The 24,600-nt window shown below is 44.2% G+C and carries 21 protein-coding genes and 3 tRNA genes; 11 read left to right on the top strand and 13 right to left on the bottom strand.

All coding sequences use genetic code 11. The features are described 5' to 3' along the window. Window positions 1-40: 40 nt before the first annotated feature. A complete protein-coding gene (locus AAE02nite_RS15370) occupies window positions 41-991 on the bottom strand; it encodes a phosphoribosylaminoimidazolesuccinocarboxamide synthase (protein ID WP_146899237.1) in 951 nt (316 codons plus the stop codon). Between the two features lie 180 nt (window positions 992-1,171). Between AAE02nite_RS15370 and AAE02nite_RS15365 the strand changes: the two genes are divergently transcribed. The 3 genes from AAE02nite_RS15365 (at window position 1,172) to AAE02nite_RS15355 (ending at window position 3,185) form a co-directional block, all read left to right on the top strand. After that, a complete protein-coding gene (locus AAE02nite_RS15365) occupies window positions 1,172-1,867 on the top strand; it encodes a hypothetical protein (RefSeq protein WP_146899234.1) in 696 nt (231 codons plus the stop codon). 335 nt (window positions 1,868-2,202) lie between these two features. Further along, window positions 2,203-2,388 (top strand): hypothetical protein, encoded by a 186-nt coding sequence (locus AAE02nite_RS15360; RefSeq protein ID WP_146899231.1) that lies wholly within the window; start codon window positions 2,203-2,205, stop codon window positions 2,386-2,388. 35 nt (window positions 2,389-2,423) lie between these two features. Next, the gene (locus tag AAE02nite_RS15355) at window positions 2,424-3,185 is read left to right on the top strand and encodes a PRC-barrel domain-containing protein (protein ID WP_146899228.1); all 762 of its coding nucleotides are present in this window, start codon (window positions 2,424-2,426) and stop codon (window positions 3,183-3,185) included. Window positions 3,186-3,267: 82 nt separating this feature from the next. Here the strand turns inward: AAE02nite_RS15355 and lysA are convergent, their stop codons facing one another. From lysA to AAE02nite_RS15300, 11 genes are all read right to left on the bottom strand, one after another. Then, on the bottom strand, window positions 3,268-4,464 hold the full coding sequence (gene lysA / locus AAE02nite_RS15350) for a diaminopimelate decarboxylase (RefSeq protein WP_246151075.1): 1,197 nt from the start codon (window positions 4,462-4,464) through the stop codon (window positions 3,268-3,270). Further along, a complete protein-coding gene (locus AAE02nite_RS15345) occupies window positions 4,424-5,761 on the bottom strand; it encodes an aspartate kinase (RefSeq protein ID WP_146899225.1) in 1,338 nt (445 codons plus the stop codon). Before AAE02nite_RS15345 ends, lysA begins: the two co-directional genes overlap by 41 nt. 202 nt (window positions 5,762-5,963) lie before the next feature. Continuing rightward, window positions 5,964-7,163 carry a beta-ketoacyl synthase N-terminal-like domain-containing protein gene (locus tag AAE02nite_RS15340; protein ID WP_146899221.1) on the bottom strand — a complete coding sequence of 400 codons (1,200 nt, stop codon included), beginning with the start codon at window positions 7,161-7,163 and terminating at the stop codon, window positions 5,964-5,966. Next, on the bottom strand, window positions 7,160-8,455 hold the full coding sequence (gene bioA, locus AAE02nite_RS15335; protein WP_146899218.1) for an adenosylmethionine--8-amino-7-oxononanoate transaminase: 1,296 nt from the start codon (window positions 8,453-8,455) through the stop codon (window positions 7,160-7,162). The genes AAE02nite_RS15340 and bioA overlap by 4 nt, the downstream gene beginning before the upstream one ends. Continuing rightward, on the bottom strand, window positions 8,452-9,075 hold the full coding sequence (gene bioD, locus AAE02nite_RS15330; protein ID WP_146899215.1) for a dethiobiotin synthase: 624 nt from the start codon (window positions 9,073-9,075) through the stop codon (window positions 8,452-8,454). The genes bioA and bioD overlap by 4 nt, the downstream gene beginning before the upstream one ends. Beyond that, window positions 9,072-10,199: an aminotransferase class I/II-fold pyridoxal phosphate-dependent enzyme gene (locus tag AAE02nite_RS15325; protein WP_146899212.1), complete on the bottom strand. Its 1,128-nt coding sequence runs from the start codon at window positions 10,197-10,199 to the stop codon at window positions 9,072-9,074. The genes bioD and AAE02nite_RS15325 overlap by 4 nt, the downstream gene beginning before the upstream one ends. Window positions 10,200-10,203: 4 nt before the next feature. Next, window positions 10,204-11,202, bottom strand: a complete 999-nt coding sequence (bioB, locus tag AAE02nite_RS15320) for a biotin synthase BioB (protein WP_146899209.1) — start codon at window positions 11,200-11,202, stop codon at window positions 10,204-10,206. A gap of 125 nt (window positions 11,203-11,327) precedes the next feature. Beyond that, on the bottom strand, window positions 11,328-12,746 hold the full coding sequence (locus AAE02nite_RS15315) for a toxin-antitoxin system YwqK family antitoxin (protein ID WP_146899206.1): 1,419 nt from the start codon (window positions 12,744-12,746) through the stop codon (window positions 11,328-11,330). A gap of 71 nt (window positions 12,747-12,817) precedes the next feature. Next, window positions 12,818-14,002 carry an acetyl-CoA C-acyltransferase gene (locus AAE02nite_RS15310; RefSeq protein WP_146899202.1) on the bottom strand — a complete coding sequence of 395 codons (1,185 nt, stop codon included), beginning with the start codon at window positions 14,000-14,002 and terminating at the stop codon, window positions 12,818-12,820. 79 nt (window positions 14,003-14,081) lie between these two features. Further along, a complete protein-coding gene (locus tag AAE02nite_RS15305; RefSeq protein WP_146899199.1) occupies window positions 14,082-15,044 on the bottom strand; it encodes a tetratricopeptide repeat protein in 963 nt (320 codons plus the stop codon). Then, complete coding sequence (locus tag AAE02nite_RS15300) at window positions 15,041-16,012, bottom strand: vWA domain-containing protein (protein WP_146899196.1); 972 nt, start codon at window positions 16,010-16,012, stop codon at window positions 15,041-15,043. The genes AAE02nite_RS15305 and AAE02nite_RS15300 overlap by 4 nt, the downstream gene beginning before the upstream one ends. Window positions 16,013-16,376: 364 nt before the next feature. On the opposite strand from AAE02nite_RS15300, the gene AAE02nite_RS15295 reads away from it, so the two are divergent. From AAE02nite_RS15295 to AAE02nite_RS15265, 7 genes are all read left to right on the top strand, one after another. Then, window positions 16,377-16,467 (top strand) — tRNA-Ser (locus AAE02nite_RS15295). 98 nt (window positions 16,468-16,565) lie between these two features. Continuing rightward, window positions 16,566-16,639: transfer RNA gene (locus AAE02nite_RS15290), tRNA-Pro, on the top strand. A gap of 92 nt (window positions 16,640-16,731) precedes the next feature. Beyond that, window positions 16,732-16,805: transfer RNA gene (locus AAE02nite_RS15285), tRNA-Arg, on the top strand. A gap of 291 nt (window positions 16,806-17,096) precedes the next feature. Beyond that, complete coding sequence (locus AAE02nite_RS15280; RefSeq protein ID WP_246151074.1) at window positions 17,097-17,912, top strand: DNA/RNA non-specific endonuclease; 816 nt, start codon at window positions 17,097-17,099, stop codon at window positions 17,910-17,912. Between the two features lie 372 nt (window positions 17,913-18,284). Beyond that, window positions 18,285-19,697 (top strand): APC family permease, encoded by a 1,413-nt coding sequence (locus AAE02nite_RS15275; RefSeq protein ID WP_146899190.1) that lies wholly within the window; start codon window positions 18,285-18,287, stop codon window positions 19,695-19,697. Window positions 19,698-19,871: 174 nt separating this feature from the next. Then, entirely contained in the window at window positions 19,872-20,735 is an 864-nt protein-coding gene (locus AAE02nite_RS15270) for a sulfite exporter TauE/SafE family protein (RefSeq protein WP_146899187.1), read from the top strand. Between the two features lie 243 nt (window positions 20,736-20,978). Next, the gene (locus tag AAE02nite_RS15265; RefSeq protein ID WP_146899184.1) at window positions 20,979-21,611 is read left to right on the top strand and encodes a DedA family protein; all 633 of its coding nucleotides are present in this window, start codon (window positions 20,979-20,981) and stop codon (window positions 21,609-21,611) included. Window positions 21,612-21,711: 100 nt separating this feature from the next. Here AAE02nite_RS15265 and AAE02nite_RS15260 read toward each other — a convergent pair whose 3' ends face one another. Beyond that, window positions 21,712-22,692: a hypothetical protein gene (locus AAE02nite_RS15260; RefSeq protein WP_146899181.1), complete on the bottom strand. Its 981-nt coding sequence runs from the start codon at window positions 22,690-22,692 to the stop codon at window positions 21,712-21,714. 156 nt (window positions 22,693-22,848) lie between these two features. Between AAE02nite_RS15260 and AAE02nite_RS15255 the strand changes: the two genes are divergently transcribed. Further along, the gene (locus tag AAE02nite_RS15255; RefSeq protein WP_170252612.1) at window positions 22,849-23,883 is read left to right on the top strand and encodes an FUSC family protein; all 1,035 of its coding nucleotides are present in this window, start codon (window positions 22,849-22,851) and stop codon (window positions 23,881-23,883) included. Window positions 23,884-24,600: the final 717 nt, after the last annotated feature.

The following is a 24,600-nucleotide window of genomic DNA, read 5'->3' as shown; positions in this document are numbered from 1 at the left end:
AATATAGATTTAAATGCGAAGGTACCAATTTATAATTAATTTATTTAGCTGAAATGTCTAAAATGTTTTGTTCAATGCCTTGCCGGATTCTTTCTTCCACGTTTTCGTAAGGCACCCGTTCAAATTTCTGGCCGGTTACCACTTCGTATAATTCAATGTAGCGGGCCGAAATCTGGTCCAGCCATTCGTCGGTCATTTCCGGTACTTGTTGCCCGGTTTGCCCGCTGAAATTATTATCTAAAAGCCACTGCCGCACAAACTCTTTCGATAGCTGCCGCTGCGGTTCGCCGCTGGCCTGCCGCGCTTCGTAACCTTCCTGGTAAAAATACCGCGACGAATCCGGTGTATGAATTTCGTCTATCAGGTATATTTTACCATTGGCTTTCCCGAACTCATACTTTGTATCCACCAGAATTAAGCCTCTTTCGGCGGCTATTTCGGTGCCCCGTTTAAACAAAGCCCGGGTATATTCCTCCAGTTGCCGGTACTCACTTTCCGAAACAAGATTATTACGAATAATGTTTTCGGGAGATATATCTTCGTCGTGGCCTTCGGCGGCTTTGGTAGTGGGGGTAATAATGGGTTCGGGTAATTTATCGTTCTCCCGTAGACCATCGGGTAAGGCAGCACCGCAAACTTCCCGTTTGCCGCTTTTGTATTCCCGCCAGGCATGACCAGCCAGGTAACCCCGTATTACCATTTCTACTTTATATGGCTCACACATAACGCCAATGGTTACATTCGGGTCGGGTTGCGCCAGTACCCAATTCGGAACCAAGTCGGCGGTAGCGGCCAGCGAAAAGGCAGCTATCTGGTTTAACACCTGGCCTTTGTACGGAATAGCCCGCGGCAGCACCACATCAAAGGCCGAAATGCGATCGGTAGCCACTACGGCCAAACGGTCCTGAAAATAATAAACATCGCGTACTTTGCCGCGGTAAAAACCGGTTTGTCCTGCAAAACTGAAGTTGGTTTCCTTTAAGGCCATCATGAACTGGGTATAGCTACGGAGAGCAAAGTTAGAAAGATATTTTAAGCCTCAAAATAAGGAGTAATACCGGTACATTTTAGTATTAACACGGTAAAGTTAAGTATTAAACGAAAGTATGATTTAATCAACTAAGCCAAGTAGGGCCCGTAAAGTGAATTAATGGAAAGGGGATTATTTACGATGGACACATTTTTAAGAAAATATTGGTTAGGCATTTTAATTATTTTTAATCTGGGCTGCCAGCTCGATTATGTAGAGCCGCTATTAATACAGGGGCAAGCCGGCGAGGCTGATGCCCGAAAGAAACCCGCAACAGATTGTTCGGAATATTTTTATTTCTACGAGCAAACCCGGGTTATGCTGGGCGAGGTAAACACCAGCAAAATTGTGTTGGGTTTCCGGGAAGGCGTTACATCGGAGCAAAAGGCTGCTTTTATAGCCAAACACCCGTACCTGCAAAGCATTCAAAACGAGCTAAATACCGGCAGTGCCGATGCCACCATTGTTTTGTTAACTACCGGCTTAACCTGCGCGCAGGTAGAAACTGTTTTAAACCAATTAGCCAAAAAACAAGAAATTCGTTACGCCAATCCTTTTTTTCAGTCGCCGATAGATGAAAGTTTATTGGGCATTACCAACCAGTTTATCTTAAACTTAAAACCCGGATATACCTCAGAAGATTTAGAGAAATTAACCCGGCGCACCAAAACCCGGATAGTAGAACAGTTGGGGGAAGGAATATTTATTTTAAGTGCCGATAAATATTCGGCCGGTAATGCGTTGCAAATGGCCAATAAGTTCTCCCAGTTTCGTCAGGTAGCTAGCAGCGAACCCGATTTTTTATATGATTTACAAAGTCCTGGCCTAAAATTATAAATAATTGCTGCTGCCTGAACTATAAATTTTTCTTTGGGCTTCATCCTCGTTTATCTATATCATCTAAATAAACTGCTGCTTGGTTTCGGCGCTAAATTATGTCAGGTCGATCCTTATGTCCTTAGAACTGTTTCCTTGTCAACATAAAATTAAGAATCAGCGTATTAGTTATATATAATATTCCTGGCGGCTGTTACGGTTTTTCTGATATATATTTTTAGGAGTGACCAAATTTTATTAGTCAGTAACCAGCAGTAACCGGGTTTACGATATAAACCTTAAGGCACGTAGTGGCCGATTTAGAACCTAACTATGAAAAATTAAAACTTAGAACAATGGCAGAAATTAATATTGAACGGAAGAAAACGCCGGTGTGGCGGTGGTTATTGGTGCTTATCTTACTAGCCCTGATAGGCTGGGCAGTTTACGAATTTGCTTTCGACCACGAAGACGATGACTTTGAAGAAGTACCGGCTACCGGCATGGTTACTATGCTGCAAGTGCAACCAATATTATCCTGAACGCACCAAAATAATTAACCTAAACCGAGAAAACTATGAGAAATGATGAAATAAGAACCGAAGGTAATGAGCGTTTGCTGCCTTTGAGTAATTCGAAAGACTTTAAAGTGGCCAAAGATAATCCGGATGTACGGGGCTGGCGCGTGGTGGGCTCCGATGGTGAGAGCCTAGGCGTAGTAAAAGACCTGATTGTGGATACCCAGGAAATGAAAGTGCGCTACCTGGCTCTAACGGCGGATAAGCGTTATTATAACGATAACTACGATCGTTATTTGCTGGTACCAATTGGGTCGGCTGCACTCGATAAAAAAGGCAGTAATGTTTTTGTTTCTAACATCGATTCCAGAACAATTTTAAACTACCCTACTTACCAGGGCGGCCCGATTACCGAAGATTATGAATATGCCGTTCGCGAAGCATCGATGCATCCGACCGGCCATACCGATGCGCAACGGCGGGATAATATTACCACCGACCAAACAACAAATACGGTAAACGAACAGCCTGCTACCGTGGCACCACGGCGCATTTCGAGCGATTTTTACAACAACGATACTTACAACGATAACCGGTTTTATTCATCTAACCGGACCGATAATTACGACGATCGTTCCAACTTTTCGCGCGATAATGTTAATACCGATGTTTATCCGGATCGGACTGATGCTAACAGCGGCATTCGTACCGATGTAGATGAATCTATCTCTACCATTGAAAGACTGGAGCGCCTGCGGGAGCGAGGTTCTATTACCGAAGATGAATTTAGAGTGCTGAAGAAAAGAGCGCTTGATTTATAACGGCTTTAACTCTTACTTAAAAGAAAAGAGCATCCGCAGGCGGATGCTCTTTTCTTTTAAGTAAGAGTATGAAAATATTAAACTAAACGCTTTTAACTTCCAGGCCTAGATAAACCGCTTTAGCTTTATCGCGGAGGTTATATTCCGAGGCCATTACTTCGCCGTAGGCGCCGGCCGTCCGGATGGCTACAAAATCGTTACGCTGGGTTTCGGGCAGAAATACGTCCTTGGCAAAGCAATCCGTTGATTCACAAATAGGGCCAACCACGTTATATTTTACTTCCGGTCCCTGGCTGGTCAGGTTCTCAATTTTATGATAAGCCTGGTACAGCATGGGGCGTAATAATTCGGTCATGCCGGCATCCAGAATAGCGAAATTGGTGGTTAGTCCTTTCTTTACGTAAAGAACCCGGGATATTAAAGAACCAGACTGAGCTACCAAGGCCCGGCCTAACTCAAAATGCACCTGCTGCCCCGGCTGCACCTCTAAATGCTCGTTAAAGATGGCAAAGTAAGATTCAAAATCCGAAATCGGGTTTTCATCCGGTTGGTAATAATCTACTCCTAAACCGCCGCCTACATTCAGATGCGGTAATTGAATGCCCCGGCTGATAAACCATTGCTGAATTTCGTTTACCCGGCTGCACAAGTTTTTAAATACATTTAAATCGGTAATCTGAGAGCCGATGTGGAAGTGAATCCCTATTAATTCCAGGTTTTCGCATTGCTGCAAAAGCGCCATTACGCCTTCCAGTTCCCACATATTAATACCAAACTTATTTTCTTCTAAGCCGGTGGTAATATATTTATGGGTATTGGCATCTACGTTGGGGTTAATGCGCAAAGCAACGCGAGCCACTTTACCTTGTTTGCCAGCCAACGCATCAATTACTTCCAGCTCCTGCGACGATTCGCAGTTAAAGCAGAAAATATTGTGCTGCAGCGCAAAGTTTATTTCGGCATCAGACTTACCTACGCCCGCAAAAACAATGTGCTCCGGAACGAAGCCACGTTTTAAGGCCCGTTTTACTTCGTTGCCGCTTACGCAGTCGGCTCCAAAACCAAATTCCTGGATAAGCCTTAGCACCGGTTTGTTGCTGTTGGCTTTAAGGGCATAATGCACCTGAAAGTTATACTGAGCCGCCGCGTTTCGCGCTTTTTCCAAAGTCTGGCGCAGCAAATCTAAATCGTATAAATAAAAAGGAGTGGGCTCTTGTTGCCAGCTCTCCTGCAAATCTTTAAGCATGGGCGGGTTGTTCTGTTTTTGCAAATACCCCATCGTTCAAGGCAATTAAAGCCTGATTTTTATAGCTGGTATTTACCAATATACTAATGTTGTTGCGGCTGCCACCGTACGAAATCATGCGTAACGGAATATTTTGCAGCGATTTAAATATGTTTACCACGGTGCCGGAAGTTTCTTCAATAGAATCGCCCACCAGGCAGATAATAGATAAATCCTGATCTACTTCTACGGTGCCAAATTCTTTCAGCTCCGAAATAATTTCGTTGATAAACCGTGTATTATCGATGGTTAAAGAAACGGCTACCTCCGACGTGGTAATCATGTCGATAGAAGTTTTGTATTCTTCAAAAACTTCGAAAATACGGCGTAAGAAACCGTACGCCAGCAGCATACGGGTAGATTTTATTTTAATAGCGGTAATGCCATCTTTCGCGGCTACGGCTTTAATGCTGCTACCGGAAGTACGGGCCGAAATGGTAGTGCCGCGGGCTTCGGGTTGCATGGTATTCAGCAAACGTACCGGAATATTTTTTTGCTTGGCCGGTAACACGCTGGAAGGATGCAATATTTTAGCCCCAAAATAAGCCAGCTCGGCTGCTTCGTCGAACGACAACTCCGCAATAGGGTAAGTCTTTTTTACAATCCGCGGATCGTTGTTGTGCATCCCATCAATATCGGTCCAGATTTGGATTTCTGAGGCATTAATGGCCGCGCCAATCAAAGAAGCCGAATAATCACTGCCGCCGCGCTTCAGGTTATCAATTTCGCCGAAGCTGTTGCGGCAAATGTATCCCTGGGTAATAAACAAATTGGTATTCGAGTATTGGGCTAAATCAGCCGGTAATTGTTTCGCGATAAAGGCCGTATCGGGCTCTTCATTTTCATCAATTTTCATGAAATTAAGCGCTGGCAATAAAACCGATGGAATATTGCTTTCTTCGAGCAAAAGCTGAAATAAGCCCGTAGAAAGTAATTCGCCCTGCGCCAGAATACCGCGCTCTTCGTGGGTGCTGAAATTATTTTTAACTTGTGCTTTCAGGAACTCAAAATGACCCTGAATATAATCAAGCGCTTTTTGTTTATAATTATCGGTCGCATACAGACCATCAATTACCTGTTTATAAGTCTGGTGTAAATCTTCTATCAACCCCAAAGCCTCGGTTTGTTTGGCTTTGTACAGGTTTTCAGAAATTTGTACGAGTTTATTGGTAGTGCCCGACATAGCCGACAGCACCACGATTTTGGGGTCCGGGGTGTTAATTAAACTAGCCACCATCTTCATGTTGGTAGGTGAGCCTACGGAAGTGCCGCCAAATTTTAAAACTTTCATGTAAAACAGTTTGGTTTTTTAGTAAAGTGCCACAAAGGTAATGATTTATAAAAGTAATCGGGAAAAGAAATCCGCGTTTTGTTCTGAATTTATCTGAATAAAAGCAACCATTTTAGTAAATGAAAAGAAGATTTTGCGGAAGCGGAATATTGGTTAAATATTTTCTAATAATTAACCTTTAAAGCCCGCAATAATTAAGATTTTACAATTTTCCGGTTGATAAAATTACCGCCGCCGCATTACCGCCAAAACCGGCGGCTAAAATTAATATTCGGTTTACTGGTTTAAAGGGTTTACTGGTGAGAAAAGTTGGGTAAGGAAAAGAAAGAGGAGCGGTATTTTGCAACAGATGAATGGCATATTCCAAACTAAAAGCCGCCGAAGCCCCCAACGTATGGCCAATTAACCATTTATTCGAAGTAAGCGGCGGTAAATGGTCTTCGTCGAAAACAGTCTGTAAAGCCCGGATTTCGGCAGCATCGCCGGCTACCGTGCCGGGTGCGTGTAAAATAATTAAATCGATGGGCGCAGCATTAGCTGATTGCTGCAAAGCATTTTGGACCGCTTTCTGAAAGTGCAAACCTTCTTTTGAGATGCCGGTTTTGCTCGGAATAGCCTCCGTCGCAAACCCAACCGATTCGATAATTATTGGCGGTTCATTAAGTTTATTTAGTTCAGCAGCGCTGGTTTTCTCCAGGGCAAATATTGCTGCTCCTTCGCCCAGAACAAAAGTATTTTTCTTTTCGGTGTTTAAGGGTCGGCACGGGAAAGAAGCCTGATTATCCGGGCTGTAGATGCCGATGGCTTTCATCTGGGCAATAGTAAAAGGCGTAAGCGGCGCTTCGGAACCGCCGGCTAGGAAGCGCGTAGCCATGCCGGATTTTAACCAGGCAAAACCGTTGGCAATAGCCTGCAACGTGGTACTACAAGTTACCGAATGGCTGATAACCGGACCATCTGCTTGTAAATCGTTGCCCACCCACGATGAAATATTACCCAAAGTTGTAACCGGCGAAGTTGGCGCGGGTACCTGTCCGCTGGTTAAAAACTCTGCGAGGTAATTTTCAAAAAGTGCCGTTGCCCCGCGGGAAGAACCAATATTTATTCCTACTTCGGAACCAGCGGGCCAACCGGCTTGGGCTACTGCCTGGCGAGCCGCCCATATCGCCATCAGCACCGACCGATCTAAGTTTTGATAGGCTTTTTTCTCCTGAACTAAACTAGCCAATTGCTTTTCGGCGGCTTCGCCTAAAGCACCTAACGGGGTAATTATTTCCTGGTATTCCTGGTTTTGGAAAGCTGACTGACCGGCGGCGTAAGAAGCAGCTACCGTATCCGGATTGTAGCCCAGCGGCGAGATAGAGCCGTGGCCTTTAATAACAATATATTCTTGTTCGCTCAAATTTGTGCTTTTGCGTTTTCCTGAAGCAACGTGCTCATTTTATCTATTACCCCGTAAACAGTAGCCAGTTGCTCATCGGTAATACAATAAGGCGGCAGTATGTAAATAATATTACCTAAAGGCCGCAATAAAACCTGGTGTTGCAGCGCAAAATTATACAGGCTGTTCCGAATTTGGTTAAAATAAGAAGTCTGGCCGGTATTAAACTCCAGGGCCAGGATGGTGCCGGTTTGCCGGATGTTTTTAACCAGAGGATTTTCGCGCAAGCGGCGGGCAAATTGCTGATGTTGCGCCACAATGCGCTGAATGTTTTGTTGCGTTTCGGGTTGCACGAGCAATTCGTAGCTGGCAATACCGGCAGTGCAGGCAATGGGGTTTGCCGTGTAAGAATGGCCGTGAAAAAAAGTTTTATGCGGTTCAGTGCCTAAAAAAGCCTCAAATATTTCGGCCGAGCAGGTTGTAACTCCCAACGCCATAACGCCACCCGTCAACCCTTTGGATAAGCAAACCATATCCGGCTGCTCCGTTAAATAATCGCAGGCAAAATTATGGCCGGTACGTCCAAATCCGGTCATTACTTCGTCGGCAATGCTTAAGATACTGTGCCCCTTGCAGATTTGTAGTAAGCTGTTCAGAACTTCGGGTTCGTACATGACCATGCCGGCCGTGCCTAATACCAGGGGCTCAAATATAAAAGCGGCTATGTCGGGTTGTTGAGCTAATTCTTTTAACTGGCGGATGGTTTCTTCTTCGCGGCCTTGTACCGGCACATCTATAAATAATACTTCAAATAAATACTCCTGGAACGGCTGGGTAAAAGCACTCCGGCTGCTCACCGACATCGCGCCGAAGGTGTCGCCGTGGTAACTATCGCGGAAAGCAATAATTTTTGATTTTTTCTGCCCCTGGTTTTGCCAGTACTGCATGGCCATTTTTAAGGCTACTTCCACAGCGGTGGAACCATTATCAGAGTAAAAAACCTTGGCCTGGTTGGCGGGCAATATTTCTAATAAATTTTCGGCCAGCTTTACGGCGGGTTCGTGCGTAAACCCGGCAAATATTACGTGGTCGAGGCGGTTAAGCTGTTCGCTAATCTTTTGGGTAATATGCGGGTGGCAATGGCCGTGCAGGTTTACCCACCACGAGGAGATAGCATCGATGTAAGTATGGCCGCTTTCATTGTAAAGCAATGCACCTTCACCACGTGTAATGGGCAGCGGTGGGGCTGCGGTTTGCATTTGGGTATACGGGTGCCAGATAATTTCCTGATCGCGCTGGGATAAATTCATCATAAACTTTTTAAACTTTCCCGGAGTTGACGGGCATACCCCACGATAATTTCCGGGGTTAAAGCTTTTTCGGGTAAAACCGATAGTAATTTAGGTATACCGGTATAATTCAGAATAAAATTTTCGGTAGCAGCATTGGGTTCACCGTTAAATACCAGCCCTAATACTTTAATATTCCGGATTTTCAAGGCTTCCCAAGTTAATAAGGTATGGTTGATGCTGCCTAAATAATTCCGGGAAACCAGTACCACCTCGCATCCAAAAGCCGGCAGCAAATCGACTATTAAATCTTTTTGATTTAAAGGAACAAACAAACCACCAGCGCCTTCAATTATTAAATGATTAGCGGTTGAAGGGAGCTTAATATTTTCGAGCAAAATATTCACGCCGGCCGCTTCGGCAGCCTCGTGGGGCGAAAGCGGCAGAGGCAGGCGGTAAGCTTCCGGATGGAAGAAAGATTTTCTGTTCTGGATTAAAGCTTTAACTGTTTCAGTGTCGGAATCTGTTTCGGCGCCGGATTGGACCGGCTTCCAATAATCCGCTTCCAGCGCTTCGGTTAAAATAGCCGAGACTACGGTTTTACCTACTTCGGTGCCAATACCAGTTACAAATATTCTTTTCATAATACGGCTCCTATGCTGGCCGCTAATTTATCTATTTCGGCTTCGGTATTAAAGGCATGTACAATCAGGCGGAGCCGTTCTTTCCCGGCGGGTACGGTTGGACTGAAAACTGGTCTGACATCCATACCGTTGGCTTGCAAATGCTGGCTGATTAGTTTTAGTTTAGGAATATCCGGTGCCTGTACCCATTGTATAGGGCTGTTAATGGGGTTTACCCCAATGCCCGAATAATTCGATAATGCTTCTTTTAAGTATTTGGCCAGCTTAAATATTCCATTTCTCTCGGAAGTTAAGCCGGGTAAAAGGTCGTAAGCCACTTTTATAGCCAGCAAGGCATGTAAGGGCAGGGCAGTAGTATAAATAAATGGCCGACTGAAATTTACTAAAAACTGCCGCAGTGCATCAGAGCCTACTACCGCTGCTCCGTGGCAACCAAGCGCCTTTCCGAAAGTCATAATCCGGGCAAATACTTTATCGGATAAACCTAATTCTTGTACAAGCCCGGAACCGTTGGGCCCATACAAGCCGTTTGAATGAGCCTCATCTACCACTAGGTAAGCTCCTTTTTCCTGGCAAATCTGTATTAAATCAGCTAAGGGCGCTAAATCTCCGTCCATGGAATAAAGAGATTCCACCGCTACGTAAACGTCGCCGGTGGCGTACCGGAACTTCTTTTGTAAATCTTCCGGGGAATTATGCCGGAACGAAAAAGATTGGGCAAAACTTAAACGAATACCGTCTTTAATAGAAGCATGACTGGCTTCGTCGTACAGAATGGTATCGCCGCGCTGGGGCAGTGCTGAAAAAAAACCAGTATTGGCGGCAAATCCCGAATTAAAAAGTAATGCGGATTTGGCCTGATGAAATTGGGCTAATTTTCCCTCCAATTCTTCGGCCAGCACTGAATTTCCCGATAATAACCGCGAACCGGTGGCCCCCACCGGTAAGTGATTATATTTTAATAATTCTGCTTCCAGCCGGGCACGTAATTTTTCGGAACGTGCTAAACCCAGGTAATCGTTCGAACAGAAATCAATAACCGCAGCATTTTTTTTAAGCTGCCGTAATATTCCGTTTTGTTCCCGCTGCGTTAACTTATGCTGTAATTTAACGGGTAAGTCCATTGGGTTAGGCAACTACTTCGCCGGCTTCTTTAAAAGCTTTCCGGGGCGATAAACCTAATAATTGAAACATCAACTGGTCTTCGTTTACACCCGGATTAGGAGTGGTTAATAATTTATCGCCGGAAAAAATAGAGTTGGCGCCGGCCATAAAACATAAGGCTTGTTCGGGTAAGCTCATCTCGGTGCGGCCAGCCGATAACCGAACCATGGTACGCGGCATGGTAATACGGGCGGTAGCAATCATCCGGATCATTTCCCAAACTGATACCCGAGGCTGATTTTCTAAGGGCGTACCGGCTACCGGAACCAAGGCATTTACCGGTACCGATTCAGGGTGTTCCGGCAAATTAGAGAGTACATGCAGCATTCCTATCCGGTCTTCGTCGGTTTCGCCTAAGCCAATAATGCCGCCGCTACACACCGATATGCCAGCATTACGCACGTGTTCGATGGTATTCAGGCGGTCTTCGTATTTACGGGTGGTAATAATTTTTTCGTAGTGGTCGCCGGAAGTATCCAGGTTGTGGTTGTAGGCGTATAAGCCGGCTTCTTTCAGGCGCTGGGCCTGGTATTCGTTCAGCATACCCAGCGTACAGCACACTTCCAATCCAATATCGTTTACCTTCGATACCATGCCCAGCACCCGGTCAAAATCGCGGTTGTCGCGCACTTCTCGCCAGGCTGCTCCCATACAAAAACGGGTGGAACCCGCATCTTTTGCTTTTTGGGCAGCGGCCAGTACGGTTTCTTCCTGCAACAAAGCCTGTACTTTTACGTCGGTGTGGTAGCGGGCCGCCTGCGGACAATAAGCGCAATCTTCGGGGCAGCCGCCGGTTTTTACCGAAAGCAAGGTGCAAACCTGAACCTCGCTGCCAGTGTGATACTTACGATGAATATTAGAGGCTTCGTAAATAAGTTCCAGCAAAGGTTTTTCGTATATTTCTTTTATCTCCTCCGGAGTCCAGTTAGTGCGTATTTCGGCAGTAAGGCTATTCAGGCTCATAAGTAATTTTATTTAGCGATACGAAAATAAGTAAGATTACCTTTTGAACCGAATATTTTTTAGAACGGATCTGTTAAAAATTAAATCGCACTGTGTTTACTGACTGAATTTAAGCCGGATATATTTTACGCGCCACTTTCGGTAACTAACTGACCATTGCGGTAAGTGGCTGTTTTAACGGCTTTGCCGGATGTATCGAAATATTTCCAGGTTCCGGATTGTTTATTGTTTTTGTAAATACCGGTTATCTCGGTTTGGCCGTCTTCAAAATATTGTTTGAAGGTGCCTTGGCGGAGGCCTACTTTGTATTCGGTTTCGGATTTTACTTTGCCCGAAGGGAAATACTGCACCAGCAAACCGTTAATTTTGCCTTTGGTGTAAGTTGCTTTTTCCTGGACCTGGCCATTTTCGTGGTAAACCAATCGGTCGCCTTCGAGGTTGCCGTTTTCGTAATTCTCTTTTATTTTTATTTTTTTATCTCCATCAAAATAAGTCTTCCAGTCGCCGGTTTTAACATTTTGTTTTAGCTGTTGCTCTTCTTTGATGTTGCCCGATGGGTAATAAGAAGTAATTTTTTGCGTAGCACCGCCATCTGCATACCTGATTTCCTGCTTTACCTTGCCATTCTCGTAAAAATGTTGCGTTAACCCTTCCTTAGTACCATTTTTGTAATTAACACTGCTCATCAGTTGGCCATTCTCGTAATAAGTTTTGGCTGCGCCATCTATTTGGCTCGTGGTGTTTTTGCTTTGGAAAACCTCGCGGCCGGTTACAATGCTGGTACTCGCGCGCGCCTGTTCTTTGGGTTTAGCAATTAATACCGATTTATAATTTATTTCGGATTTAATTTTTCCGGAACGGTAATAACTTTTAAAAGTGCCGGTTCGCTTGCCGTTTTCATTCAGTGCTTCCGATTCCGGTTGACCGTTGTCGTAGAAGGTTTTGTACATGCCATCGGGTACGCCGTTTTTATAATTGGTTTCGGTGTGCAGTTTTCCGTTAGGAAAATAGGTTTGTGCCGGGCCATTTTGCTGGCTCCGGGCGTAGGTAATAGCCGATTTAAGCTTACCATCAGCATAATATTCCTTTACAACGCCTTCCGGAACGCCGTTTACAAAAGTAGCTTCGGTTTTAGGTTGGCCGTTTTCGTAGTAAGTTTTAAAGGTGCTGGTCTGCTGATCATCCTGGTAAGTGCCTTCCTGCAGCAGTTTGCCATTGGCGTAATACGATTTAAAAGGTCCCTGCTTTTTGTTATCAGTGTAATTAATAACTAATTTAGTTTGGCCATTTTCGAAATATTCAGTGTACGTACTATCGCGTTTGCCCCGCACAAATTTGCCGATGCCTTCCAGCTTACCGCTGCGGTAAAACCGCTGGTACTTGCCGTGCGGTACCGTATCGGAGGGGAGCATAAAATAAATTTCTTTAACCTTGGTATTGAGGGTATCGTGGTAGGTTACTATTTTCTTAAGTTGGGCAAAGCCGGTGGCCTGGCAAAAAAATATAACCAGTAGAACAATTGCCCAGCGCAATAATTTAAACATAGGTATCAAAAATAAAAACAGCCTTACATCTTAACGTAAGGCTGCCTGTAAAAAACATGCCAGTTTTGAAATTATATTTTTTGAATAACCAGGGCCGAGGCTCCACCGCCGCCGTTGCAAATACCAGCTACCCCAATTTTACCTTGCTTTTTATCTAACACATTACACAAAGTGGTTACAATGCGGGCTCCGGAAGCACCCAATGGATGACCCAGCGAAACGGCGCCGCCAAAAATATTTACGTTACGGTTTTCGAGGTTCAGTTTCTGGTTGTTCGCCAGCGAAACTACCGCAAAAGCTTCGTTTATTTCGTAATAATCTACTTCATCAGGATTTACACCGGCATTTTTTAAAGCCTTGGGTATGGCCAGGGCAGGGGAGGTAGTAAACCATTTGGGTTCCTGTTCGGCATCAGCGAAGCCTAATATTTTAGCAATGGGTTTAACGCCCAAGGCTTCGGCTTTTTCGCGGCTCATGAGTACCACAGCCGCCGCGCCATCGTTCAGGGTAGAGGCATTGGCCGCCGTTATGGTTCCTTCTTTGTCAAAAACCGGTTTCAGGCTGGCTATTTTATCGAAGTTAACTTTGGTGTATTCTTCGTCCTGGGTAACTACCAGCGGGTCTTTGCCGCGTTGCGGAATTTCTACCGGAATTATCTCGTCCTTAAAATAGCCCTGCTCGGCAGCGGCGGCGCTGCGGCGGTACGATTCAATGGCAAAGGTATCCTGCATTTCACGGGTAATGCCCATTTCGCGGGCCGTGTTTTCGGCCGCATTGCCCATGTGATAATCGTTGTACACATCCCACAAACCATCTTTCATTAACCCGTCTATCATCTGGCCGTGGCCCAGTTTAGCCCCAAATCTAACTTTATCCAAGTAATAAGGGACATTCGACATGCTTTCCATGCCGCCGGCTACTACCACTTCTTTGTGGCCCAGCATAATGGCCTGCGCTCCAAACATAATGGCTTTGGTACCCGATGCGCATACTTTGTTCACCGTAGTACACTCTACTTCGTAACCCAAACCGGCATACAGCGCCGCCTGCCTGGCGGGAGCCTGTCCTAAATTAGCCGACAGCACATTACCCATCAATACCTCCTGAACTTCAGCAGGGTCTACTCCGGCTTTAGCCAGCGCACCTTTAATGGCAATGGCGCCTAACTGGGTAGCCGATAAACTGGCTAAAGCTCCGCCAAAACTCCCAATGGGGGTCCGGACGGCCGAGATGATATATACTTCTTTTATTTGCATGGTGCATTGAGGAATTGGCTAAGATAAATATTTCTACTGATAAATTAAACGGTAAATACCGGCTTAAGTAGGTAGCGGTTTACCAATCAGGTTTGTTTTTGTTTTGCTTCTGCTGCTTTGGTTTGGGTAATTGCTGCAGATACTGTAGTTCGGCGTTTTGCATGGCTTCCAGTAACAACAAAGCTTTTTCCGGCGACAAATCGGAGTTGCCTAAGCGTTTGCGTAAAGTTTGCATCTGCCGCTCCTGGCCGGTAATTTCTTCGGCGCTTCCGTTGTTGCCAACAGCGCCTGGGGCTGTGGCATTTTCCGCATCTTGTAACCCTTGGGTATTGCCGGACTGATTTCCTTTGCGTTGGGGAGTATCGCCAACGCCGGCGGGTTGCTTATACGGTCTGGTATCGGCATTTGCTTTTTGCTGGTTATCCGTGGCGCCATCCGGTTGCGATTTGTTTTGCGGCGGTTCCTGGCCCTGGTTTTCTAAATCGGTAATAAGATCGGTTTGGCCGTTATCGGAGGCGCTAATGCCTTGGCCATTTTGGGAGTTAGTTTTTGGCTGGTTTTTAACCGGATTTTTCTTACCGGCGGAGCGACGCGGTAAGCCGGTCGGGTTTTCCGACTGATATTTTGTAACCAGCTCAAAGTTATAACGAGCCGTTTCGTTCAGTGGATTTCGGATAATGGCTCGTCGGAAAAAATACAACGCTTTTTCGGGGTTTCCATCTTCAAAAGCCAGTAGGCCTAATTGGTTCAGGGCGGCTCCTTGCAGGTCGGCATCGGGGTTGTTCCGGAGTTGGTTATAATATTTTTGGGCTTGCTCCAGGTCGCCGGCAAGGTAAGTAGCATGGGCCAGGTTCAGGAGCAGGGCATCGTCTTTTACGTTGAGGGAGTTACGGAGATAGTTATACTGGCGCATGGCTTGTTCGTAAGCCTGCTGCCGGTAATATTCCTGGGCCTGCCTTACGCCTTCATTTATGCGCGAAGCTTTTTTCAGCCCATCGCCTACCGAAGAAAAAAGCAGTAAAACCAGGAGGAAAGACCTCATATTCTAATCACATTTACGGTAATCAGGACATCAGCCACTATTAATATTAACGCTAAAAACAGCGGATACATATATTTATTAGCCGTAATGTCGATGGTTTTGGCTTCCTGAGTTTCGCCTTCCACCAGATTAACCGCCCGTATTAATTCGGCTATGTTGTTTTTTTCGTTTGTAATCTCAAAGTAACCACCGTTCGTGCGACGGGCAATTTCCCGTAATGGCTCGTCATTCAGCCGGCTCGTTACCCGTTCGCCATTTTGGTCTCTTTTAAAACTTTGGCCCTCGGGTACCAGGCCGCCGGCTTCGGTGCCTACTCCCAACGTAAATACCTTTATCTGACGGTTTCGTAAGCGCTGCAACGTTACCCGCACATCTTCGCCAAAGTTCTCACCATCGCTTACCAACATAATTAACCGGGCTTTGGGCGAAATATTATTGCCATCGGGCGCTTCTTCCAACTTCTGCAAGGCCAGTTGCAGGGCTGGTTCGTAATTGGTGCCGGAGGCGGGTGCCTGGTTGGTATTTAAGAGGCGGTTGTATAGCAGCAAAGCATCCAAATCGAAGGTAAGCGGGCATTGTACCACAGCGTCGGCGGTAAATATTATCAATCCTATCCGGTCGGCATCAAAAGCCGGTATGGCTTGGGCCAGTTCGTATTTAATTTTTTCGAGGCGGGAGGGCGGTATATCCCGGGTGTTCATCGAAGCCGATAAATCGACCAGTAGAAAAATGTCTTTGCCAATGGTTTTTATTTCTTTTTTCATGGCCCCAAAAGATGGCCCTAAAACAGCGATTAACAGCAGCAGAAAATAAACCGAACGTAGGCCAAACTTAATCCAAAGCCAGTGCGCGCCCTGTTTAAAATAACGCGCCAGTTTTTTAATACGGTAAACATACGTTCCGTACAGCAGCAAAAACAGCGTGCCGAATATTATTTCGAGCCAGGAAAGAGATTGGTACCAGTTCATGTTGGACGACCGCAGCCATTGCGAATCTACAAATATAGAAAAGCTTTTGAAAGCTGTTTTGTTACAGCAGGAACGATAAGAAATATACGATCGGTATACCTGGCGCTACGCTAAATTAATAATCAGGAATTATGAAATAGAAATTATCCTCCATTCGATTGATGCTGTTTTATCTGGTGGATGAGTTTGCCAAAAACGAAGTTGGTGCAGCATTAGCTAAAGCAAATCGGAATAGCCTGAACTTGAATGAACTAATGCAACGCGGGTAATTTTTTAGCAGAATCTTAACCAGAATTTGGCGAGAACAGTTGTGTAATTAAGAATTGTTATTGTATATTTGCGCACTCTTTAACCGGAAGAGCCTGGATAGGTGGGTGAGTGGCTTAAACCAGCAGTTTGCTAAACTGCCGTACCTCTAAAGGGTACCGGGGGTTCGAATCCCCCCCTCTCCGCCAGAATATTTTTAAATAAAGTTTTTTTTCTTAAAAAAAGCTTTTATGTTTGCACCGCGATTGGCAGAAACCGCTTCCAGGGATTTGTTTTTCGCGTTGTTCGGGGTGTAGCGTAGCCCGGTATCGCGCCACATTTGGGATGTGGAGGTCGTAGGTTCGAATCCTGCCACCCCGACAAAAACTGAATTACGAATTAGAATTAGAATTACGAAACATATCTCCAGATATTCCTCAATTCTAAATTCCGGTTCGTAATTTTTTTTTGCTGGTCTCGTAGCTCAGCTGGATAGAGCAACTGCCTTCTAAGCAGTAGGTCTTTGGTTCGAATCCAAACGGGATCACAATTATTCAATAAAAACCCACTTTACAACCTGTAGAGTGGGTTTTTTGTTTTAATTTCATGGTCTATTGAACATTTAAATTTATTCTATTCTTTTTTAACCTTTTCTAGATTTTGGATCTAAATAATGGTTCTGGCTACCATGGTAAAATTATTGCTTTATTCTGGTGCCTGTAACTGCCGTATTGCAGGCTTACCTATGTAATTTAAACTTACATTTACGGCCAAAACAAAACCTCAAATTTTGGTATTCATAAAACGGTTTAGAGAGTTCCTCCCGATAATTTTTATTTTGTGTTTCTCTTCTTGTAAAGATTATGAACTAACAGCTATCCCGGCCAAAGACTTCAATCCAAAAGAACACCTGCTGCTAGGCAACCCCAGTAATGCCACGGCTGAACCAGAAAATGCTAATAATTACTTGCTCCTGAAGCCAGAATATGCATTGTCTTATAACCGGGAAAGGGGTACCCCTAATTGGGTAAGTTGGCACGTAAGTAAAGCCTGGCTGGGCACGGCCGCCCGGCAAGATAATTTCCGCGAGGATAGCAGCTTACCGGTTGATTGGTATAAAGTTACGGCCATGAGTTACACCGGTAGCGGCTTCGACCGGGGACATAATTGCCCTTCTGCTGATCGTTCTTTTTCAGATGAAAACAACGCAGCTACTTTCCTGATGACCAATATGATTCCCCAGGCGCCGGTAAATAACCAGGAAACTTGGGCTAATCTGGAAGACTACACCCGCTATTTGGTACAGGCTGGAAATGAGGTTTATGTTATGATGGGTAGTTACGGAAAAGGAGGTACCGGGAGTAATGGTTCTAAGCAAACCCTGGATGGCGGTCGGGTAACGGTACCGAAGCGGATTTGGAAAGTTTTACTGGTGTTGCCGGAAGGGAAAGATGATCTAAATAGAATTAAAAGCAACACCAGGGTTATAGCGGTGAATACGCCTAACAGCAATTCCGTTCGGTCAGATTGGGGTTCTTACCGCACCAGTGTCGATGAAATTGAAAAAGCGACCGGGTATAATTTGTTTTCAGCGCTTCCCAATCAATTGCAGGCAACCCTGGAGGCGCAAGTAGATAAAGGAGCTACTCATTAGGGGGAAAAATCTGTTACCGATGTAATTGTTTCAGGTAGCCCAGTAAACCTCTTTGAATATACAAGCTTCTACACAAGGATTATTGTAATCTACAACCCGGTTCGCAAAGGCATCGGTTAATTATTAAAAAATATCCATTCCGGCGTGAGAGAAATAACATAGTCTGTGTTCGCTTTCGATCGGAACCTTATTCATTAATAAGAAGAGAACATAAGGTTTAGCGTTCTTTTGAACAGAATGCGTGCTGTTCTTAATTCAGCGCCATTTAAATTAAGCAAACCTCCCTGAATATTTTAAATATTTAATTTACATTTAACCAAAGCTCTTTACACAAATTATTCTTTGGGCTGTAGATTCTTTTAAGCTTACTTTATGAATAATTCTTCTTTTAAACCGGCTCTGGGGCTGGTTGATGCTACTATGTTGGTAGCGGGTAGTATGATTGGTTCCGGTATTTTTATTGTAAGTGCCGATATTACCCGCAACGTAGGCAGCGCTGGGTGGCTTATTATGGTTTGGCTGATTACCGGCTTTATGACCTTGACCGCTGCATTAAGTTACGGCGAGCTGAGTGCCATGTTCCCGCGGGCGGGTGGCCAGTATGTATATTTAAAAGAAGCTTACAACCCCTTGGTTGGTTTTTTATACGGCTGGAGCTTTTTTGCAGTAATTCAAACGGCTACCATAGCGGCGGTGGGCGTGGCCTTTGCCAAATTTACCGCTTATCTCATTCCGCAGTTCAGCGAAGATATAATAGTCCTTAGTTTAGGATTTTTGAAGATTTCCGCCGCCGAGTTATTAGCTATTGTAGTTATTATTTTGCTCACGTTTATCAATACCAGGGGTATCCAAAGTGGCAAATTTATTCAGACTACTTTTACCGTAACCAAACTGCTGAGCCTTTTCGGCCTGATTGTTTTTGGTTTGTTGGCCCTGAAACCCGAGACCTGGGAAACCAATTGGCAAAACGCCTGGCAGATGCAGCAATTACAACCCGATGGCAGCACCGCTAATTATACCTTACTAGCTGCTTTGGGCGCTGTAGCAGCCGCCATGGTGGGTTCTATCTTTAGCAGCGATGCCTGGAATAACGTAACATTTATTGCGGGTGAAATTAAAAATCCGCGCCGAAACATCGGGCTGAGTTTATTTTTAGGTACTTTAATCGTTACGGTAATTTACACGATTACCAATGTCATGTACGTGGCCGTTTTGCCAATGTCCGAAATTGCTTCTGCCGAGAAGGACCGCGTAGCCGTAGCCGCTTCCCAGATAATATTCGGCAACGCCGGCACCATTATTATTGCCCTCATGATTATGGTTTCTACCTTTGGCTGCAATAATGGCTTAATATTGGCCGGTGCCAGGGTGTATTATACCATGGCGAAAGACCGTCTGTTTTTTAACAAGGTAGGTAATTTAAATAAAAATGCCGTACCGGCACTCGCGTTGTGGGTGCAATGCCTGGTAGCGGCCGGTTGGTGTTTAAGTGGTAAGTACGGCGATTTACTGGATATGATCTCGTTTGTGGTAGTGGGCTTTTACATGCTAACCATTCTGGGTATTTTTATTTTGCGCATAAAACAGCCGGATGCCGACCGACCCTACAAAGCTTTCGGCTACCCGGTGTTACCCATTATTTACATCGTTATGGCTTTCATATTTTGCGGCCTGCTTATTATGTACAAACCTAAATTTACCTGGCCCGGTTTAATTGTTACCTTGCTAGGCATACCTATTTATTATGCAACCGTGGCAAAAAACAAAACCAAGGTTCTGCAATAGCTATCGGCATTGGTACTATGCTGAAGCAGATTCAGGAAACCTAAAAATTTAGAAAATCTGATGCTCCATGATTTCGTCTGCGGGTATTCTGATGTGGAAATTACTACCTTTAAACAAAGGCCCTATTTTTTTAGGGAAAGCTGGTCTGTAAAAACCCTTTAACCGGTTTGTTAAATGATGCATAGATTCTCGCTCAAACACATTGGTATACTTATTATTGGGTTAAAGTTTGCACTCCTCGCCTTTTTGGTTTTGAAGGTAATCTACTTCTCGGAACAGCCCCCCGATTATGTTTTTGACCAGCGGTTTTTCTTTATTATGGTAGCCGGTTTTCTGGCCCAACTAATAGATGGTACTTTGGGCATGGCTTATGGGGTGAGTTGTTCTACGCTTTTATTATCTCTCGGGCTTCCTCCGGCTGTTGCAACGGCTAGCGTGCATACCGCCGAGGTTTTTACCACGGGTGTTTCGGGGTTATCGCACCTGTTTATGCAGAACGTTAATAAAGTACTCTTCTTCCGGATTGTGATTCCGGGAATACTGGGAGCGGTTATTGGGGCTTATCTTATTTCGGAAGTTTTGGATGGGAATGTCATCAAGCCTTATATATCGGGTTACTTGCTGATTATGGGAATTCTGATTCTGGTAAAAAGTTTTCGTAAGTTGCCCGGCGTAGAGCGGGTTAGGCGTTTACTTTTGTTGGGATTTTCCGGTGGCTTTCTGGATGCAGTAGGTGGCGGTGGCTGGGGACCCATTGTAACCTCTAATTTAATTTTTCAGGGTAAAACGCCTCAGGAAACTATTGGCACCGTAAACACCGCCGAGTTTTTTGTGGCATTTTGTAGTACCGGCGTTTTCTTGTTTTTTGTGGGAATTGATAGCTGGAAAGTAGTGCTGGCCTTAATTGCGGGCGGGGTGTTGGCAGCGCCGGTTGGCGCTGTAATGGCTAAAAGAGTAAAGCCTAAAACCATGATGCGCTTGGTGGGCTTTATCATTATCTTAATTTCGGCCTACACCATTTATAATAGTTTAGCTTAATTATCTGTTCCGGATTGATTGACGGGAGGCAGTTACTACGCAACGTTTTTAGACTTAAAGCGGCAAAACTAAATCTAAATATTGCTTTTTTACTAAAACTACGCTAGGGCTCGGGTAAGTTATTTTAATTAAAACAAAACGGTAAAGGTTATTTTGGGGTAAACAGCAAATGTTAAGCGTCCCGAGTAGGAATACACCAAATAAGTTAATACTAACTGACGGATTACCGTTTTAAGAGATAATATGCTGGAACCAGAACTAATGGCTATTTTGCCAGATGCCGAACAACTGATTCAATGGGGAGGGGTGGGTTTAATAGCGGTTCTGGTTTTTATAGAAACCGGATTTTTAGTGGGCTTAATTGTGCCGGGCGGAGAAACTTTACTTTTTTCTGCGGGACTTTTTGCGGGGCTAAACACCCTGAATATGCCGGTGGGTTTGCTCATTCCGCTTTTAATTGTGATGGCATTTGCCGGTGATTTAACCGGTTATAGTATTGGCCGGAAACTGGGGAAACGACTGCATAAGAAGAAAGACAGCCTGCTCTTCCGCCGGGATTACCTCGAAAAATCTGAAAGATATTACCATAAACATCCCAGAAGGGCTCTGATCTTTGGCCGTTTCCTACCTATTATCCGAACGTTTAATCCTTTGTTGTCTGGTAGCAGCGGCATGGATATTAAAAAATTTATGATTTTGAGTAGTGTCGGCGGTTGTTTGTATATTTCCTCTATCATATTAGCCGGTTATTTCCTGGGCCAGGCCTTCCCACAACTCGGCGACTATGTTGGGTATATTTTTATGGGCGTGGTGGTATTGGTTTTGGGTTCTCTCTTTTTTAGTTTTTTGCGCGAGCGCCGGAAAGCAGCAAAATAAACGGCTGATTTAATTAGGGAAAATCTGATTGTTGAAACCCGGAAGTGCTTAGCAAAAAAGTAAGCTCATAGAGGAGAACAGAAAGCATTTGCAAGCCATCTTAATCCGGCTTTTTATTTTTCCATAGCTTAAAATCATCCCAGTAAATTTGCAGGGTTTTTCCCTGGCTTTTCATATGAGCAATCAGCTCTTTAGAAGTATATAATTTCAATGGATTAAAATCAGTTACACCATCGGGGTTTGGGTCCTGGGAGTTGTGGGTAATTTTATTCAGGTCGAAAATAATTTTTCTTTTCTCACCTTCGGGCGTAATGGCCAGATAAAAACGGCCGCTCTGGTGATTTCCTTCTTTGTAATAATAATCCATGATAAACCATTTACCAATGGGCACCTTTATGGTTTTATTCGTTTCGGCCCAGATAGTGGTATATTTTTGTTTTCCATCCGCAAACAGTTCGCAGTCCTGTGCATCCAGAATAAAATACAGGTTGCTCTCTTCTGCGGTAGGTTTGCCTAGGCCAAGGGTAATTCTAAACCCGTAGGGCACTTGCTGGCTCCAGGTTATATTATTCCAAAACTCGGCAATCGTAAGCCAATGAATTTGCTTCGGAAAAGTCCGGACCGTATTAAAGTCATTTGGCAAAAATACCCGTACGGATTGGTAAAATTCTTTAGCTCCTTTATTATTATACAGGTTGGCTTGTATACGACCTTTAGAACCCTCCACATTGGGTTCGTGCAGCCAGAAATGCAAAACCTTGTTGCGAGGATTGGCGGGTTCCGGAATAATTCGGGCATACCGCATAGTTGAATCGCCGCCTTGGTACTGAATATTAAAATTTCCAATGTCCGGATGGTTGTCCAAATCCTTTACCCAATCGCTGGCAAGTGGTAAAGAACTGTCAGAACCAATAATATCAGCATCTGCATTCCGGGAAATTACTTGGCTGTTGTTTTCGAACCCGGATTGAAATATTAATTCATCGTTCGCAGGTTCTTGTTTTACAATAGGGTCGAGTTTACAACCATTTACCAGCAGTATAATAAAAAATAATATAGGAGAGAATTTAGTTATTCTCATTATAAAGGGTTTTAGTATTTGTATTTACCCCAATAAAATAAAAAATTCGCGGTTATCCGAAATAAATATATCAACCTAAATGGGCCGGCTTGGTAAGAACAACCTGTGAACAGAATAATAGAACTTCTAAATAAAATTGGGCTGACTCTGCAGATTGTGAAAACAGCCTTTGCGGCCGCCGCTTCCTGGTTTGTTGCCACCAGTTTGTTGCGTTCAGAATACCCGTATTTTGCTGCAGTGGCAGCTATTATTACGGTGCAGGTTACCGTAGCAGACTCTGTTGACAAAGCAACACAGCGCATTATCGGAATAATTGGGGGCGTTCTGCTTAGTATGTTGCTGGGGCATTGGTTTCAGATTGGGGCTATTTCTATCTTCTTTATTATTCTAATAGGAATGAGCATAGCCAAAGCACTCCGGATGAATTCCCAGATTATTTCGCAGGTAGCCATTAGCTCGTTGCTAGTACTAGCTTTTGGACAAACAAGAGAAGGGTACGGGTATGAAAGAATAATAGAAACGATTATAGGTTCTAGCATTGCTGTTTTAATAAATGCCTTAATTATTCCGCAGAATGCTGTACCGGAGGTGGAGCGAAGCCTTTTAACCTATAGTAAACTGGCCGCTTCCACACTCATCAGTTTAACTTCGTTGTTGGATAATGGGGAAGGAAAAGGGGAAACAGGTCGTTCTGAAGTAGATGCCCTTATTAAAGAGGCTAAACAATGTGATAAGGCGCTGGACTTAGCGAAACAAAGTCTGAAGTATAATCCCTTGTTAACTCATAAGCGAACAAGATTGCGCCAACTTACCAAAAGTATTCATCAACTAGAGAGTATTACCATTCAGATACGCGGCATTCGGAGAAGCCTGGCTGATTTAGGCGCAGCCCCGCACCTGCAGTTGGCCCAAACTTATATTCACTTATTAAAGCAGGCTATGCTAGCTACGGCAAACTGTATCAAATATTTCGGCGAAACAGCTATAAACACCTCCGAAGAAAATATTAATATTTTAGAAATAACTATCGGTCAAGCCCGTAAAGAACAGGATTATTGCTTGCATTATCTTTCCAGTATTTCTTCTTTAGCAAGTATAAGGGATGTTGGAAGTATACTTACTGATTTAGACCGTATTATATCGGAAACTACTTATTTGAACCAACCTGTGAAAGAAAAAGCAACAGCTTAAATGGGCAATAATTTGCCAGCTTTAACTTTTATATTTTTTAAATCGAATTCACCCGAATTAGCGGAGTTGTAGCAGCCATCGCTAAGCGGCAGCTATAAGAAATGGCTGCTATAAAAAATAAGTAAGGAATATTTTTTTGTTCTTGTGTATTAGAAATGCATTACTTACTTTTGCACTCCCAATCAGACAGACGGTCAGCAGGGGGGGTAAGACAGGCGGGGGAGAGGCTGGTTTTTGGGAACAAAAACAAGTTCACAGGGGTTCAGACCCTTGGTACCAGCACCAAGGATTTCAAATCGGAAAGTTTGAAAAAAAATCTACTGATTTATTTGCAAAGAGCAGAAAAACTACTGACCTTTGCACCCGCAAAACGAACCAGGCAGCCGGTCTGGCTATCACCAGAAACTTAAGATTAGCGGGAACTAAGAACGGTTTTTAAAGTGTTTGGTTCCGGTGTTTTTTTCTAATGCAATGTTTTTTTTCTAATGCAATCTAAGTAGCGGTTGTCAGCTGGTAAGGAGCGGGAAAGGATAAAGCTAAGGGCGGAGTTGAGGAGAAAAAATCTCAAAAAAAACTTCCTTAATATTTTTGCAGGTACAAAGATATTTTTTACCTTTGCACTCCCAAAACGAAACAAGCTTATCAGGCGAGTTTCAATTAGAAATAAGTTTAACCTATTCGGGGTTAAGCGGTATTAGCATCGATAAAAAAGCAGAT

Origin of the sequence: Adhaeribacter aerolatus (assembly GCF_007991635.1) — a bacterium.
Taxonomy (GTDB): Bacteria; Bacteroidota; Bacteroidia; order Cytophagales; family Hymenobacteraceae; genus Adhaeribacter; species Adhaeribacter aerolatus.
This window is presented reverse-complemented; position numbering and strand designations above follow the sequence as displayed.